This window comes from Chryseobacterium sp. POE27 (genome assembly GCF_039727685.1).
Classification (GTDB): Bacteria; Bacteroidota; Bacteroidia; order Flavobacteriales; family Weeksellaceae; genus Chryseobacterium.
This window is the reverse complement of the sequence record NZ_CP152475.1, coordinates 1,904,923-1,920,306: the sequence shown is the minus strand read 5'-3', so window position 1 is coordinate 1,920,306 and position 15,384 is coordinate 1,904,923. Positions and strand designations below refer to the sequence as shown.

Sequence of the window (15,384 nt, the reverse complement as noted above, 5' to 3'; positions counted from 1 at the left end):
GACTGTTTCAAATAATGCTCACCTGATAAATGTGATAAAATAATAACGTTTATATGCGGGTAACTTTTTTTGAAGTAATTGAAGGCATTGCAGACCATCCATATTTGGCATCTGGATATCCAGTAATATAATATCTATCTGGTCTGAATTAGAAGAAAGCTTTTTCAATAATTCAGCACCATCGCCGGCATCCAATACTACTCTGATATCTGAAGTATCGTGAATCAGTCTTGTCAAACTTCTTCTAAACATACGATGGTCATCCGCAATAGCAATATTAATCCCCATTTTTTATAAATATTACAAAATGATTACCCGTATCTACATTCATTTGATGTAAATTACCATGCAGATTCTCTATGCGGGTAAGAATGTTTTTTAGCCCATATCCCGAGGAATGCTGTATTTCATTATAAAAATCATACTTCTGACCATCATCTACATAAGTCATTATATTATAGTTCTTCGTCGAACTAAGAGTTATTTTAATATTTTTCGATTTTCCGTGCGTACAACTATTGGTAACAAATTCCCGTAAAATTAACAAAGCTTCATATGACACCTGCTGAGAGAGCTCAAGAAATCCAAAATTATGAACTGTATAAACAAATTCATTACGGCCACTTCTCCTGCGAAGATAATCTTCTAGGGAAGGGACAAAACCAGATGTCACCAATATAGGTGGCATAAGGTTATACGTGATTCGTTTGATTTTTTCTTGAGTACCTTTCAATTCATCTGCTGCTTCATTAATAATCTCCAAAATTTCAGGTTCTTTGATTCTGTTTTTTAATAAGCTAAAATAAATATTGATGGATGATAAATTTCCCGAAACTGTATCATGCAAATCGGATGAAATTCTTGCTCTCTCTTCCTGTTCCTTATTTAGAATTGCCCTCATTCTGAGAAAGGATTCACTTTTCTTTAGTTTGAACATTCTGTCTTGATAGAATATCGCTAAGAATATAACTCCAAAAGCAAGGAAAGCCATTACTGCGGTTCCAAGCCAAAAAAATAACTTTATCTGTGCGGAGTTTTCCAAACGCCAATAATTAATAATGTTCTTAATATAAAAGTAGCAATGATATTCAACAACCAATAATCCATAAACATTTCGGAATCAATATTCAGAATAACATCACTAAGTAAAAATAAGAAAAATGTTGTGGAGTGGTATATGAAAAGACCTGAAATGTAATAAAAATCAGGTGTTTTCCATAGACTCGGAATTTCCATTTTTTTGAAAATATCTCTGAACCACAAAAAGGTCATTATAAAAACAAATACAGTTATTCCTCCTGAAAATAAAGCCTGGACATTTAAAAAATGATGGATACTTTTGTTGATTTGAAACACATTCGGAATAATTAAAAATAGGGACAGACCAAAAAATGTCCATAGTATGACTCTGTATTTAGGAAAATTAAGTTTTAAAAAAAAGTAAAATATTAACAAAAACTCAATAATATCATAAATTGTAAACCAGATTTTGACATCTTTTTTCAGGATAATTGTAATAATTATCTCATACAATGAACTTACTGTTGTTAAATACAAAAAGGGCTTTATAGGTCCTATATTATTTCTTCTATTTCCTAATAAAAGTATTTGAATAACAGGAACAACTCCCAGCAATAAAGTGATATATAATACAATCATTTTTAGTATAATCCACCCGTACCTCCGCTACATATAGGAGGACAAGGTACTAATTTTTCCAATATAACATCTTCGGTCATATCATCACCGTTTGAATTAACACCAATCAGGACTTTGTTCGATTGGGAATCTTCATCATTATATCCATTATAGATACGAATTCCCATACATTCAGAATTTTCCAATATTTTCATTAATGGGTCTCTTCCTACGAAAAAAGCTTTTTTCTCGTTTGGATACAATTTTTGGAAAGACTGCGTATATTTTTTAGCTTCTTCCAAAGTAATAATTTCTCCTGATGTTCTATTGATTTCCATAATAATATTAATTTAATTGTAAAAATACACGCAATTTTGAATTAAATCAATAGGTATTTCTACTTGGTTTATTAGTTATTTTTTTGAAATTTGTTCTTTTTTATTTTCATTAAATCATCTCATCAAATTTTTAGAGAATTTTTTTATAAGAAATTGGTTAATCACCCAACCTTATTGTTCTTAATTAACACATTTCTTAAAATAGATATATCTTCCCCGATTTTTTTGTCCTGTATTTTAGCATAATGCTGGGTCATCCTAATACTGGTGTGTCCAAGCATTTTGCTTACAGTTTCTAAAGGAACGCCATTATTAAGCGTAATTGTCGTTGCGAATGTGTGTCTCGCTGTGTGGAAGGTAATATCAAAATCAATTTCGCATAACGCTCCAATCTCTTTTAGATATTCGTTCATCTTTTGGTTACTTAATACAGGTAAAACCATATTCTCATTCAAACATTTTGGATGATTCTCATACCTTTTCAAGATTTCCTGTGCTTCGGATAGCAGGGGAATACTGGCTTCAATTTTTGTTTTTGCCCTTTTTGTTTTTATCCACAATCCTCCATCAATACCTATACTGATTTTATGTTTTGTAAGGTTCTTGACATCAATATAAGCTAAACCTGTATAACAACAGAAAACAAAAATATCCCGAACGATGCCTAAACGATCAGAAATAAAGTTTTTCGATTGGATGCTCTTTAATTGTAAATCGGTCAGAAATCTGACATCTACATTTTCTATCTTGGATTTATATCCTATAAAAGGGTTCTTATCCATCCATTCGTTATTAAGGCAGATATTGATTATCTTCTGAAAATTCTTGATGTATTTTACAGCAGAATTATTGGAACAATCTCTGATCGTTAGTAAGTAAACTCATAATCGGAAACAAATGCAGGATTAATATTGCAAACATCAATATCCGATAGATTGAATTTCCATTTTAAAAATGATTGAGTATGTCTCAAAGAGGTTTCATATCGTTCCCACGTGCCTTTGGAAAATTCTTTTCCTATTAGCTCTTTCATTTTTGAATTATGGTCTTTAAAAGCTTCTACAAGGGTAACTTTTCTTTCCTCAATTTTCAGATATTTGTTACGCAGGCTATCACAATGTGACTAGTCCTAAAAAATCGATACAAATTTATTAGACAAAAATAATTAATTAAACACTTGCAAAAACGTTTTTGCAGGTGTTTTTTTGATTTATAAGTTTTTATTTTCAATGTGTTTTGCTGATGCATTTGATTAGGTGTAAGCATATGATTGGAATAATGGGGTCTTTTTTCATTATAGATTTCAACCGTTTCTTTTATTATTTGTTTCATAATTGGCAAGTCTTTATTGTACTTATCAATATTGAATTCTTGTTTTAAAATACCATTTATTCTTTCGGCGACAGCATTTTCATACGGATCAGAGTTTTGTGTCATACTTGGTTTTATTCTGTTTTTGCTTAATACTTTCTGATATTCATTGGCACAATATTGCAGTCCTCTATCGGAATGGTGTATCAAAATTAAATCCTTGTTTTTTCTTTGTTTTATAGCTAATCTTAATGCTGCCAAACTACTTTCTGTGTTTAAATTATCAGATACATTGTACCCAACGATCTTTTTAGAATAGGCATCTGTTATCAAACTTAGGTAGCAAGGTTTGTCTCTTTTCCCTATGTAAGTGATGTCAGATACCCAGACTTGTTCCGGCTTGTTTATTTCCAGCTCTATTATTTGATTGGTGTATTTCCTAAAACGATGATGCGGGTTTGTGGTGATATGATAAGAACGTTTTGGAGTGATTAGCAAATGATTAGCTCTAAGGATGTCTATAAATTTATCTCTGCCAATTTTCAATGTTTTTAAGTCTTGATGTAATAAATAATATAACTTTTTAGATCCAATTCTTGGCATTTGCTGTCTAATTTCTAAAACCATATCAACCACCAGCCGGGCTTTGTTTTGCTTGTTAAAACGAAGTCTTATTTTTCTATAATAAACCTGTCTATCTATCCCAAACAAAGTACAGGCAAACTTTATTGTTTGTTGTTCTTTTTCTTTAAAATGGTCGATTGTTCGGGAGGTAAGTTTTTTCTGATGTCGATTTTATACTCTTGTTCGGCAATATCAATCATCATATCAAAGATGATGGCTTTCTTATCGGCTACAAAAGCTTGCCTTTCCAAAAGAGCTTTTTGCTTTTCTAATAATTTAACCTGAGCTTCAAGTTCCATTATTTTTTGTTCGGGTGATTTTGGCATATGGGATGGGTTTTGATTCTCCCAATCAAAGTTACCAAATTTCCTGAGCCATTCCACAACTGTTTTCCTACTTTGAACACCATACCTCCTGGTTGCTTCAGAAATAGAGAGCCTGCCTGTTTCTATTTCTTGGACTATTTGAAGCTTTAAAGACATTGAATAGTCTTTTTGAGTTCGCTTTACATAGCGGTTTTCTTGATTGTTTTCCATAACGATAAAAATTTGTGTATCGCTATTTCAGGACAGGACAATTATAACCTGCCTAGTATTACAAATCAAAAGATGAATGAGTATATCAAGGAGGTTTTTAAAAAGTTAGAATTTACTGATGAAATAAAAAAAGACTATGAAATATGGGGATGAGTTGGTAGACCAAAAGGCTGAGTTTTGGACAAGAATTTCCTCACATACTGCAAGAAGAAGTTTCATCACTATAATGAAGAACAAACGAGTTCCGGATAAAGTAATTATGAGTTACACTGGTCATACTAGTTTGGAGGTCTTTAATGCTTACTACAGACCAAGCGAAGATGACAAGATCAACTATATGAATGAGGTTTTTAAATAATCAATAGTTTATATTATGGATCAAAAAAAAATTTACGGACGGTGGAATCTTTGGGAAGAATTTGCAGGCTATCCAATGATGATTTATGGATTAGAAGGCAAAAAAATTCACGAACGTTTGCGAAGTAGAATTGAAAAAGCGCAACAAAAATCCTCTAAAATTGTTCTCAATGAAAAATTGAGGAATGAGTTTTTGATTAGATATGAAAAGTTAGACAATTTCTTCAGTTTTCATTTCAAAGATATTGATGAATCAAGAAATCACAATTTTGAAGAAAAAATCCAATACTGTTTGGATCAATATAAAAAAGAATCAAACAGTCTGTTAAGTCCAAGTAATCTAATGAAATTGCAGGGCAATTTTTTAAATGGTGCCGAAACTACACTTTTTCTATATTTCGCCTTGGAACACAAAACAAATAGAGAAATTAGTTTATCAGATATTATGATTGGTGATAACAGTTCAAAAATTTTACTCACTTTTTTAAAAGACAAAAAATTCATCGATGAAAATCACAATCTGCTGGTTGATCAGAAATCATCATTTATAAGAATTCACCGTTTTCTAAAAGACAATCACATAATCAATCCAGATTTTCAAGATACTACAATAATCGAGGCTATGGAAAATGAATATAATACCAATTTTGACAAAGGAACATTTTCAAGAGCAATCACTGTCAAACCAAATGACTTTGAAGAAAATATCTACCAAGAATTATCGAAGTTACTTAATATAAAGTATTGATTTTATATAGTTGTTAGAGTTAAATTAATTTCACTGGCAATAAATTGTATATATTTGGATGTTATGCGACATTTCAAGGCGACCAACAATAATGAAACAACTGACATTTAAACTTATACTTCCACTAACAGTAATTTCGTTTGCGACAATTATTAAATGGTGGTATGTTTTACCTATTGACGCACCAGACACATTGTATAGTGGATTTCCATTCCCATTTGTTGGTGACGGCTGGCATACGTCAATGTCCTTGCAAATTTTTATTCTCGAACTATTTACCGACTTTCTTATTTACTTTCTTTTCTGGTTTTTAGTCTTGTTTTTTGTGAATAAATATTTGACAACAATTAGAACGTATAAAATTTTGACTGTCGGACTTTGGACAATTTCAGGAATAATAATTCTTGGAGCATCATACATCGCAAGCTTTCCAGAACATAGATTTTACTTTAAACGACCCTATCAAATGGAAATAATGCAGACTGGTTACAAGTTTATTTGGCAGCATACAGAACGACCAGACTATTATAAGTATCATCCGGAAGACAAAAAGGAATGAAAAAACGACCTCATAAAAGCATATTTGCAACAGGCGGGGTTTCGTCTCCGCTTGGAACGTTTGTGATAGCAGAAAGTTCTGTTCTCCGAACTAAAATATAGACTGAAAAGCTCGCGCATTGCCCATTCAATTAAATAGGCATAACCCCACGATGTCAATTCTACAAAAGTTGGAAAATTCTTTTTGGTCTTTAGATTACCGAGGAGCAATATGCCTACACCAATAATTTATATATAACTAAATATCAATTATTAAACTTCACGCAATTGAGTAGAATTGCAATATTATTTATTCCAATCATACAATTTTGTCTGCAAATAAATACCACAGATTATGTGGAGTTGCTAACTTTGTTAGGACACAATTCTTATACTCTTTATCTTTAAGAGTATGAAAAAGATCAGAAAAAATTACAGTTTAGAGTTTAAGATCCAAGCAGTATCTTTAAGTGAGCAGCGAGGCAATATATCCTCGGTAGCTGAAGAATTGGGAATTTGTAAAGAAAGTTTAGTCAATTGGAGAAAGCTTCACAAAGAAGGTAAGCTTACAAAGGAAAAACAAATATCCTCTGATCCGATAAGGGAAGAGCTATTGAGGCTACGTAAGGAACTGGAAGAAACAAAGCTTGAACGTGACATCTTAAAAAAAGGTAGGCATCTTCTCCAAGAGAGATGGGTAAGATATAAATTTATCAAAGAACACGCTGGAGTGTTTCCTGTCGGGAAGATGTGCAAAGTATTAAAGGTAAGCAGGAGCAGTTTTTATCATTGGAAGAAAAGAAAACCGAGTAGTCGGTCAGAAAGAAGAGCCATTTTATCAGCAGAAATCTTCAGTATTTATCATTGGAGCCGTGGGAGATATGGAAGCCCTCGTATTGCCCGAGAACTAGAAGCAAAAGGAATGAGAGCCTCACGTCCTTTAGTGGCTAGATTAATGAGAGAACGCAACCTGAGAAGTATTGTAAAGAAAAAATTTAAGAAAACTACCCAACTCATCTCATCGATACCCTGTTGCTGAAAATTATTTGAATCAAAACTTTCAGGTTAAAAGCAGTAAAGAGGTCTGGGTGTCTGATATTACGTATATCCGCACAGGTCAGGGTTGGTTGTATCTTACTACAGTCATTGATTTGTTTGACAGAAAGGTTATCGGCTGGTCATTAAGTGAGACGATGAAGGCTCAGGACACCAGTATTGCAGCCTTGAAGATGGCAAGGCGCAAGGCTTCATCGGCCTTTACAAGATCATGATAGCTTGATTTTCCATTCAGATAGAGGGATACAGTATGCGTGTACAGAATTTACATCAATAGTCGGAAAAAACATTACCCGAAGTATGAGCGGAAAAGGAAATTGTTATGACAATGCTGTAGCTGAGAGCTTTTTCAAAACTCTGAAAACCGAACTTGTCTATCAAAATAAATATGAAACTAGAGACCACGTCAAAAACTCTGTGTTTGAATATATAGAAACATTTTACAACACTCACAGAAGGCATTCGGCTTTAGGAAATTTAACCATAAAAGAGTATCAAAATTTAATGTCTAATCAATCTAAAAATGTAGCATAAGGAGTATATAAATTTTGTCTCAAAAATAGTTGCAAGTTCAAAATTTGGAAGAATCGTATATACTGGCTTTTTTTGCAAATACTGCCTCGAGAATAGCAATGCAAACGGCCATTAATAATATGTCAGCCAATGCGAGTAATAATGAAACAAGGACTTCCAATCCTTTTACATTAAACGGTTTAGATATTTATTACACAAAAGAGGCATTTCCGACAGGGAGTATGACCGTTTTAACTGTTAATTATTATGATGTTTATCCTGTTGGTGCTCTGGTTATTCCTTCTGTTATTTTGGGGCAAGAAGTTTTGCAAGACAGTCAAGGGCTTACGAGAAGTACCAGGACTTTACCGGTTGCGTATTTTGCCAAAAACATTGATGATAATAACTGGACAAAAGTTTTTAATTGGTACAATCTTAAGGGGCAAATAATTGGAGCTCAATCAATTAATTATTTTGGAGGATATACACGTACCGAATCGTTAGTTGATTTTAAAGGAATGATATTGCAGTCAAAGAAATATCATAGGAGAACCGTTAATGATCTTGAGGTTAAAGTTACAGAAACATTTGAGTATGACAACCAAAATAGATTACTAGTACATAAGCATAAAGTAGACAACTTTAACGAAGAACCGCTTGCTATTAATAGTTATGACGAATTAGGGCGACTTCAGACAAAAAAAACTGGGAAGACGGACGATGATAACTATTCCCCTTTGCAAAATATTGACTATAAATATAATATCAGAGGATGGTTATCTGGTATAAATGATCCAGATAATCTAGGAGGTGATTTTTTCGCAATGAAACTTAAATTCAACAATCCGCAGGATAATCAATATGGAGTTTCATCATAAAATGGAAATATTTCCGAAATGGATTGGAAAACGGCTTCCGATGGTATATACAGAAGATATGTTTATCAATATGACGGGTTAAATAGACTAACAAAAGGAATTTACCTTACTCCGAATTTAGCTTCTGAAACACAAAATCACTTTTTTGATGAAGAGTTATCTTATAATTTGAATGGAAACATTAAAACTTTAAATCGATATCAGTCTCCGCTTCAATCAACTAATACTGCCATGCAAATTGATGAATTGGAATATGAATACGATAATAATAATTTTTCCAACAAGTTGATACGTGTGACGGATCATAAGAACAATTTTTCAGGATATCCGGCAGGTGGCAACCTTATCACCTATGATGTAAATGGAAATATGAAAGATCATCAAGACAAAGGTATATCTTCGATTATTTATAACTATTTGAACTTACCTAGGCAAATAGTAAGTGGTGGTGGCAATATGTCTTATCTTTACAGAGTAGATGGTACAAAACTGAAGAAAACTTTCGGGACAAAAACGACCGATTATTTTGATGGATTTCAATATGAAAATGGACAGCTTAAACTTATAGCGACTGGAGAGGGTACATATGATTATGAAAGAACTCAGTATATATATAATTTCACTGACCACCTGGTCACATATTCTGTAGCTGACGGAGGTGGAGTATTTTATTTAAAAGAGAACAATTATTATCCCTTTGGACTACAGCACCAAGGATATAATGGGTATGATAATTTATCTGATTTCAATATTCCTTATAAAAACAGATATAATGGAAAGGAGCTAGAAGAAACGGGAATGTATGATTACGGAGCGAGAATGTATATGCCTGATATCGGAAGATGGGGAGTAATGGATCCTTTAGCCGAGAAAGACAGAAGGTGGTCACCTTATCGTTATGGATATGATAATCCAATGAGATTTATGGATCCTGATGGTATGTTCGAAACGATGTTTGGTGCATGGTGGCATAGATTATGGAACGGAGGAGGTAATAGTACCATTAAGTTTGATGAGAAAAAAGGAGAATACTATTACAATAGATTAAACCCATCAAAAGGAAATGAAGTTAATTTTACCGGAGTTTACGGAAATTCTGCAAGAAGCGGAGGCAGTTTTGTATTTAAGATCGAGGCTACAGGAAGTTTTGGGGTTCAATTGGGAGCAAAAGTAGGAGGTCCGTTGTCGGCAAATGCGGAAGCAGGTATAATGACTACCGAACTCGGGAAAATAGGTTGGAGCAATCGTGAAGCAAAAAATAATGGTTTCTTTGCTAAATCAGGAGATGGTAAAGGTCATAATTTTGCAGGTGTTGGTGTAAAGCTCTTATCAAAAAGTGTAAGTGCTGGAGCAAAAGTTGACTATGTAACAGACGATGTAATTCCTCCTGCTGGTGATCTTTTAGAGTATTATCCTTCTAATGGAGAACTTGATTGGGAAGGAAACTTAGGGCCAGGAAAATCATATTGGAGCCCAAAAGGAGGGTCTCCTTTAGATGTTTTAAATGTAGGTCTTAAAACCAAAGTAAGAGCAAGTAATAAAGAAAGTTGTTCATTTTGCGTTGATTTAGGAATCGCTGGAAAAGCTCTTTTGGGACTTGATATTAAATTACAAACAGGTTTTACAGGACAAAATGACTAATATGGAATATAAAATAACCTTTGCTGAAAATACTATAAAAGTACTAGATATTTCGTATAACATTATTTTAAAAACAATTCGAAAACAGCATTTTTTTAAAAGAAAATATCTTATATATGATAAGAATGATAATTTATTGTTACTATTCCAAAAGACTGATTTTATACTAATTTTTACAAAAACTAAAATTCTAATTAATAATCTAGAACGCAATCTTGATTACAAAGTAAAAGGATTAACATATATTTTAAAAGTAAATTCCGACTGCATTCAGTTTCGTGGAAAAGTGGCCGGATATTTGAAATCAGAATTTGAAATGAACGGTAAGAGTATTGGATTTATAAATGAACAATATAAATACCCCAATAATATGATTACTGTTAGTTTTCCAATCGATGATACGATTAATAAATTTTGTTTGATATTACTAATAATAGCTACTGTAAATTATTGGGATCCTAACTAAATACGCTCTTTATATTTTTAATATAAAAATAGTAATATAATAACATCTAGTTTAGATAACACTCTAAACTAGAATTTTTTGTTAGAAAATTATGTTGGAATGTGGGAAACTTGTTAACTTTAGTTTGGCAGGTTTTCCATATCTCAATAAAAAATCGCTTGTGTTGGATAGTATAACGATCTGCGAGGGTGTATAATCTTCTTTGCTTACTCTTCTTTCACCTTCAGTTTGGCTTTATTGATAAATCCTAACTTATGATTCTGGCGACAATTTAGCTTGTATATCATGTGGAGAAAAAGAGTTATATATATTTGGAATCATCAAAAAGAAGTAAATTATAATACTTCTGATGAAGATGATTCAAACTTATATTCAATATAAAAACCGTAATTCTTTTCTTGAAATTTAAGAAGAATAAACACGATCTAATTGATGTGTTATCATAAATTTGTTCAAAAGGCAGAAAGTTCATTTCTAACTTTTTGTTACATAGTAATCCTGACGAATAAAAAGTCTCATAAAACCATACAATATTGTTTAATCACAAAAATGTTGTGGCTCAGAGATTGATTTAGAAGAAATTAGTTATGTCATTTTTAATTAAAAAATATTAGTAAATAGAAATAAGAAAAATACTAGCACCTATTTTAGCACTTTGTAATTAAAAATCCCTGTAAATAGCTATTTACAGGGATTTTAGCAGAGAGGAAGGGATTCGAACCCTCGATACAGTTACCCGTATACTACCTTTCCAGGGTAGCTCCTTCAACCACTCGGACACCTCTCTATTTGAGACTGCAAAAATAATGGAATTTATTGGATTTCCAAATTATTCATGCAATTAGTGTGAAATTTCTCCGCAAAGGCTTCTCGTAAAGTTATCGGCGAAACTTCCTTCGTAATTTGGGTTGTCAATAAGATGCATGGCTTTAGTGATAGCACTTTCGGCCGTCATATCCCTTCCACTGATAGCACCGATCCTTGAAAAAATATTACTGTTTTCATACTTTCCGAATGATATTCCTCCTGAAATACACTGACTTACTACTACGATTTCCGTTCCGTTATTCCTGATCTGCTGAAGAGTTTCCACTGTTTTTTCACTGCTGAAAATAGTTCCTGATCCAAAAACCTGAAGAATGAGAACTTTCATTTTCGGAATTTCTTTAAAATGATTGAGATTCATTCCCGGAAAGATTCTCCAGAAAATAATATCTTCCGAAATGTGATCGTCTATCTGAAAATCAATTCCAGAATCATAGCGATGTAGATTATCTTTTATAATATTTAAATGCACCCCGGATTGTCCCAGAATAGGATAATTAGGACTTGCGTATGCATCAAAATACTCCGCAGAATATTTTAGCGTACGGTTTCCTCTCAGTAGTTTATATTCAAAATAAATCGCAACCTCCTGAATTACTGCATCATCGTTTTCATACAAACTGGCATAATAGAGGCTTGTCAGAAGGTTTTCTTTGGCATCGGTACGAAGATCTCCGATTGGAAGTTGGGAACCGGTAAGAATTACGGGCTTTTTTAGTCCTTTCAACATAAAACTTAATGCTGAAGCAGTGTAAGACATAGTGTCTGTTCCGTGAAGAATCAGAAATCCATCGTAGTTGTGGTAATTTTTATGGATATAACGAGCAATAATTCTCCATTCTTCCGGACCCATATCAGATGAATCAAGCGGTTTTGAAAAAGGATGAACGAAAACTTCACATTCCATAAGCGTCATTTCAGGCATTTTTTCGAAGATATTTCCAAAATCAAATGCGCGCAGGCTGCCGGTTTCGTAATCTTTCTCCATACCGATGGTGCCGCCGGTATAGATCAAAAGGACTTTTCGTTTCATACATGAATTTTATTAGATTTCCATACCTCTTTCAGGATGATTCCTCAAAATTACGTTAATTTGCAAAGATTTGAAAATGAATGGAAGATTTAGCAAAAACTTTTGAGTATTTAAAACAGTTTTTAACGGAAGAGCGGTTGGCAAAAATTGAACATTTTTCCCAGGAAAGCTCAGATTTTGTGCTGCCTGTCGTAGAAGATATTTACCAGTTCAGGAACGCTGCTGCTATTGTTCGTTCCGTAGAAGCCTGCGGTTTTCATAAAGTGGTAGCTTTGCAGGAGGAATACAATTTTGAACCGAATCTCCGCGTTACAAAAGGTGCCGATACCTGGGTTGAGGTGGAAAAGCTTCCCAGAAATATGGAGTCTTTTCAGAAAATTAAAGACAGAGGCTATAAAATATTGGCTGTTTCACTGGAGAATAATGCAACCATGCTTCCCGACTATCAAATCACTGAACCGGTTGCCTTGGTTTTCGGAACCGAAATGGAAGGCGTTTCCCAGGAAATTCTTGACTTTGCAGACGAAACCCTGGCTATTCCGATGTATGGTTTTACCAGAAGTTTCAATGTTTCGGTAGCGGCGTCCATCTGTATGTATGAGCTGAAACAAAAGCTTATAAAATCTAATCTAAATTATAAACTTAATGAAGAGAAACTTCTGAAAATGAAGATTCGATGGGCTGTCAATTCCATACGAAGCGGGCAGGAAATTTTTAGTAAATATCTGAAGGATCATCAGCTTGAAGAATGGCTGATATAAGAGAAATCTTTAATTCTACCATTGTATATTATTATAATTCCACGCTGCAACAAAAACTCCTGCAGTTTCCGTTCTCAACCTTTGATTTCCCAGGGAAACCGCTTTTACATTGTGTTCAGCCAACGTCATAATTTCCTTTTCAGAAAAATCGCCTTCAGGACCAATGAGGAAAGTAATGTGGTCTAGCTTCGGAATTTCCTTTAATGCAATTCTTTGGAGATTTTCATGACAATGTGCTACAAAAGTATTTTCGGGAGTGATAGTTTTTAAAAAATCCTGAATTTTAATACTGTCATTAATGACGGGAAAATGAAATCTCAAACTTTGCTTAGAAGCTGCTATCGCCTGTTTTCTTAATTTATCAATATTGACGTTTTTACGTTCGGTTTTTTCAGTCTGTAACAATGTGATTTCTGAAATTCCCATTTCCACTGCTTTTTCAATGAAAAATTCGATACGGTCGATATTTTTTGTCGGCGCAATAGCAATATGAAGTTTTGGATTGAAATTTGGCAGTTCGGTTTTAATTTCATCTACGACAAGATTCACTTTTTTGCCTTCAATCATCAGACTTCCGGAAGCAAGATTTCCTTTTCCGTCTGTTACATGAATTGCTTCACCTTCCTTCATGCGAAGAACTTTTACAATATGCTGTTGTTCTTCGTCGCTGATCGTAACTTTATTTCCTTCAATTTCTCCGTAGAATAGTTTCATATATCTTGCGTTAAAAAGGCAACTCCTGTTTTTATTGTTGTGTAAATGTCTGTATCACAGTCGCGGTAAGAGCAGATGAAAATTTCTTCTGTCCAATTGTTATTGATGAAAATCAGATTTAAATATTCCTGTTTTCTTAAGTTGTTTTTAATAGATAAATAATCTCCTTCCTTGGATTCATAGGAAAAACTGAAAATATTTTCAGAATTTATCTTTTTTATAATTTCATCTTTTATATCCTGAATATATCCTTTTTCTGAAGAGGATGGGAAATAATCTATAGAAACTTCTGATGCATCATTTTTTCCTGTAACGGTTTCCAAAATCCAATAATATTTTGAATTTTTCTTAGAATGTGTTCCAAGTATTTTTTCTTCTAAAAGGATTTTCATAAATCGTATTTCGCTGTTGCACTGGTTCTTAAATCCGTGAATTCACCTCTTTCAAATTTGAGTTGGGCCACCATGGCAATCATTGCTGCATTATCGGTTGTGTATTCAAATTTTGGGATGTAAATATTCCAGCCGAGTTTTTCATGATTATCCTCCATTGCGTTTCTTAATGCTGAATTAGCCGAAACACCACCAGCAATGGCAACTTCACTGATATCTAAATCTCTTGCCGCTTTTTCCAGTTTATTCATCAGGATTTCAATGATTGATTTCTGAACGGATGCGCACAGATCATTCAGATTATTTTTAATAAAATCTGGATCCTTTCGTACTTCTTTCTGTATGAAATACAATACAGAGGTTTTGATTCCACTGAAAGAATAATCGTAATTCTCAAGTTTTGGCTTATTAAATTTAAAAGCATCGGGATTGCCCTCTTTTGCCAGTCTGTCTATAATCGGACCTGCAGGATAATCAAGGTCAAAAATTTTTCCGATTTTGTCGAAAGCTTCTCCGGCGGCATCGTCGGTTGTTTTTCCGATAATTTCCATGTCAAAATAATCCTTCACCAGGACGATCATCGTGTGTCCACCACTTACGGTAAGGCATAAAAAAGGGAATTTCGGCGGCATAGGATTTGCATCCTCAATGAAATGCGCTAAAATATGTGCCTGGAGGTGGTTTACTTCAATTAAAGGAACATCTAGGCTCATTGCCAAAGACTTAGCAAAGGAAGTTCCTACCAGAAGTGATCCTAAAAGTCCAGGGCCGCGGGTAAAGCCTATCGCGGAAATTGCATTTTGTTGTATATTTGCTTTAGTTAGAGATTTTTCAACAACCGGAATGATATTTTGCTGATGAGCACGTGACGCAAGTTCAGGGACAACACCGCCATATTCTTTATGGATCGCCTGATTTGCAGCAATGTTCGACAGAATAGAATTTCCCTTGATGATAGCTGCTGATGTGTCGTCGCAAGACGATTCAATACCTAAAATTATAGAGTCGCTCATAAT

General features: G+C 33.6%; 19 protein-coding genes, 1 tRNA gene and 1 pseudogene. 8 read left to right on the top strand and 13 right to left on the bottom strand.

Annotated elements, in window-relative coordinates; translation table 11 throughout:
• Positions 1-18 precede the first annotated feature (18 nt).
• From AAHI02_RS09065 to AAHI02_RS09030, 8 genes are all read right to left on the bottom strand, one after another.
• Entirely contained in the window at positions 19-288 is a 270-nt protein-coding gene (locus AAHI02_RS09065) for a response regulator transcription factor (protein ID WP_346986361.1), read from the bottom strand.
• Positions 278-1,042 carry a histidine kinase gene (locus tag AAHI02_RS09060; protein WP_346986360.1) on the bottom strand — a complete coding sequence of 255 codons (765 nt, stop codon included), beginning with the start codon at positions 1,040-1,042 and terminating at the stop codon, positions 278-280. The genes AAHI02_RS09065 and AAHI02_RS09060 overlap by 11 nt, the downstream gene beginning before the upstream one ends.
• Positions 1,021-1,236: a hypothetical protein gene (locus tag AAHI02_RS09055; RefSeq protein WP_346986359.1), complete on the bottom strand. Its 216-nt coding sequence runs from the start codon at positions 1,234-1,236 to the stop codon at positions 1,021-1,023. Before AAHI02_RS09055 ends, AAHI02_RS09060 begins: the two co-directional genes overlap by 22 nt.
• A gap of 425 nt (positions 1,237-1,661) precedes the next feature.
• On the bottom strand, positions 1,662-1,976 hold the full coding sequence (locus tag AAHI02_RS09050; RefSeq protein ID WP_346986358.1) for a hypothetical protein: 315 nt from the start codon (positions 1,974-1,976) through the stop codon (positions 1,662-1,664).
• Positions 1,977-2,137: 161 nt separating this feature from the next.
• Complete coding sequence (locus tag AAHI02_RS09045; protein WP_346986357.1) at positions 2,138-2,758, bottom strand: site-specific integrase; 621 nt, start codon at positions 2,756-2,758, stop codon at positions 2,138-2,140.
• 86 nt (positions 2,759-2,844) lie between these two features.
• Positions 2,845-3,009 (bottom strand): hypothetical protein, encoded by a 165-nt coding sequence (locus tag AAHI02_RS09040; protein ID WP_346986356.1) that lies wholly within the window; start codon positions 3,007-3,009, stop codon positions 2,845-2,847.
• Between the two features lie 56 nt (positions 3,010-3,065).
• Positions 3,066-3,998 carry an IS3 family transposase gene (locus tag AAHI02_RS09035; protein WP_346986355.1) on the bottom strand — a complete coding sequence of 311 codons (933 nt, stop codon included), beginning with the start codon at positions 3,996-3,998 and terminating at the stop codon, positions 3,066-3,068.
• Positions 3,999-4,012: 14 nt separating this feature from the next.
• A complete protein-coding gene (locus tag AAHI02_RS09030; protein ID WP_042722216.1) occupies positions 4,013-4,447 on the bottom strand; it encodes a helix-turn-helix domain-containing protein in 435 nt (144 codons plus the stop codon).
• A 226-nt stretch (positions 4,448-4,673) separates the two neighbouring features.
• Between AAHI02_RS09030 and AAHI02_RS09025 the strand changes: the two genes are divergently transcribed.
• From AAHI02_RS09025 to AAHI02_RS08995, 7 genes and pseudogenes are all read left to right on the top strand, one after another.
• Entirely contained in the window at positions 4,674-4,805 is a 132-nt protein-coding gene (locus tag AAHI02_RS09025) for a hypothetical protein (RefSeq protein WP_346986354.1), read from the top strand.
• Positions 4,806-4,820: 15 nt separating this feature from the next.
• Complete coding sequence (locus tag AAHI02_RS09020; protein WP_346986353.1) at positions 4,821-5,552, top strand: hypothetical protein; 732 nt, start codon at positions 4,821-4,823, stop codon at positions 5,550-5,552.
• Positions 5,553-5,643: 91 nt separating this feature from the next.
• Complete coding sequence (locus tag AAHI02_RS09015) at positions 5,644-6,111, top strand: hypothetical protein (RefSeq protein WP_346986352.1); 468 nt, start codon at positions 5,644-5,646, stop codon at positions 6,109-6,111.
• 390 nt (positions 6,112-6,501) lie between these two features.
• Positions 6,502-7,679, top strand: a pseudogene (locus AAHI02_RS09010) (IS3 family transposase).
• 44 nt (positions 7,680-7,723) lie between these two features.
• Positions 7,724-8,536: a hypothetical protein gene (locus tag AAHI02_RS09005; protein WP_346986351.1), complete on the top strand. Its 813-nt coding sequence runs from the start codon at positions 7,724-7,726 to the stop codon at positions 8,534-8,536.
• Between the two features lie 18 nt (positions 8,537-8,554).
• Positions 8,555-10,177: an RHS repeat-associated core domain-containing protein gene (locus AAHI02_RS09000; RefSeq protein WP_346986350.1), complete on the top strand. Its 1,623-nt coding sequence runs from the start codon at positions 8,555-8,557 to the stop codon at positions 10,175-10,177.
• Between the two features lies 1 nt (position 10,178).
• Positions 10,179-10,643, top strand: a complete 465-nt coding sequence (locus AAHI02_RS08995) for a hypothetical protein (RefSeq protein ID WP_346986349.1) — start codon at positions 10,179-10,181, stop codon at positions 10,641-10,643.
• A gap of 700 nt (positions 10,644-11,343) precedes the next feature.
• Here AAHI02_RS08995 and AAHI02_RS08990 read toward each other — a convergent pair.
• Positions 11,344-11,430, bottom strand: a tRNA-Ser gene (locus AAHI02_RS08990).
• A gap of 54 nt (positions 11,431-11,484) precedes the next feature.
• Complete coding sequence (locus AAHI02_RS08985; protein ID WP_346986348.1) at positions 11,485-12,501, bottom strand: asparaginase; 1,017 nt, start codon at positions 12,499-12,501, stop codon at positions 11,485-11,487.
• Between the two features lie 80 nt (positions 12,502-12,581).
• Between AAHI02_RS08985 and AAHI02_RS08980 the strand changes: the two genes are divergently transcribed.
• On the top strand, positions 12,582-13,262 hold the full coding sequence (locus tag AAHI02_RS08980) for an RNA methyltransferase (protein WP_346986347.1): 681 nt from the start codon (positions 12,582-12,584) through the stop codon (positions 13,260-13,262).
• A gap of 15 nt (positions 13,263-13,277) precedes the next feature.
• Here the strand turns inward: AAHI02_RS08980 and AAHI02_RS08975 are convergent, their stop codons facing one another.
• Genes AAHI02_RS08975 through tsaD form a run of 3 tightly spaced genes read right to left on the bottom strand, consistent with a single transcriptional unit; the run spans position 13,278 to position 15,381 of the window.
• Positions 13,278-13,976 carry an RsmE family RNA methyltransferase gene (locus AAHI02_RS08975; protein ID WP_346986346.1) on the bottom strand — a complete coding sequence of 233 codons (699 nt, stop codon included), beginning with the start codon at positions 13,974-13,976 and terminating at the stop codon, positions 13,278-13,280.
• Positions 13,973-14,368, bottom strand: a complete 396-nt coding sequence (locus tag AAHI02_RS08970) for a hypothetical protein (RefSeq protein ID WP_346986345.1) — start codon at positions 14,366-14,368, stop codon at positions 13,973-13,975. The genes AAHI02_RS08975 and AAHI02_RS08970 overlap by 4 nt, the downstream gene beginning before the upstream one ends.
• Positions 14,365-15,381 carry a tRNA (adenosine(37)-N6)-threonylcarbamoyltransferase complex transferase subunit TsaD gene (tsaD, locus tag AAHI02_RS08965; protein ID WP_346986344.1) on the bottom strand — a complete coding sequence of 339 codons (1,017 nt, stop codon included), beginning with the start codon at positions 15,379-15,381 and terminating at the stop codon, positions 14,365-14,367. Before tsaD ends, AAHI02_RS08970 begins: the two co-directional genes overlap by 4 nt.
• Positions 15,382-15,384: the final 3 nt, after the last annotated feature.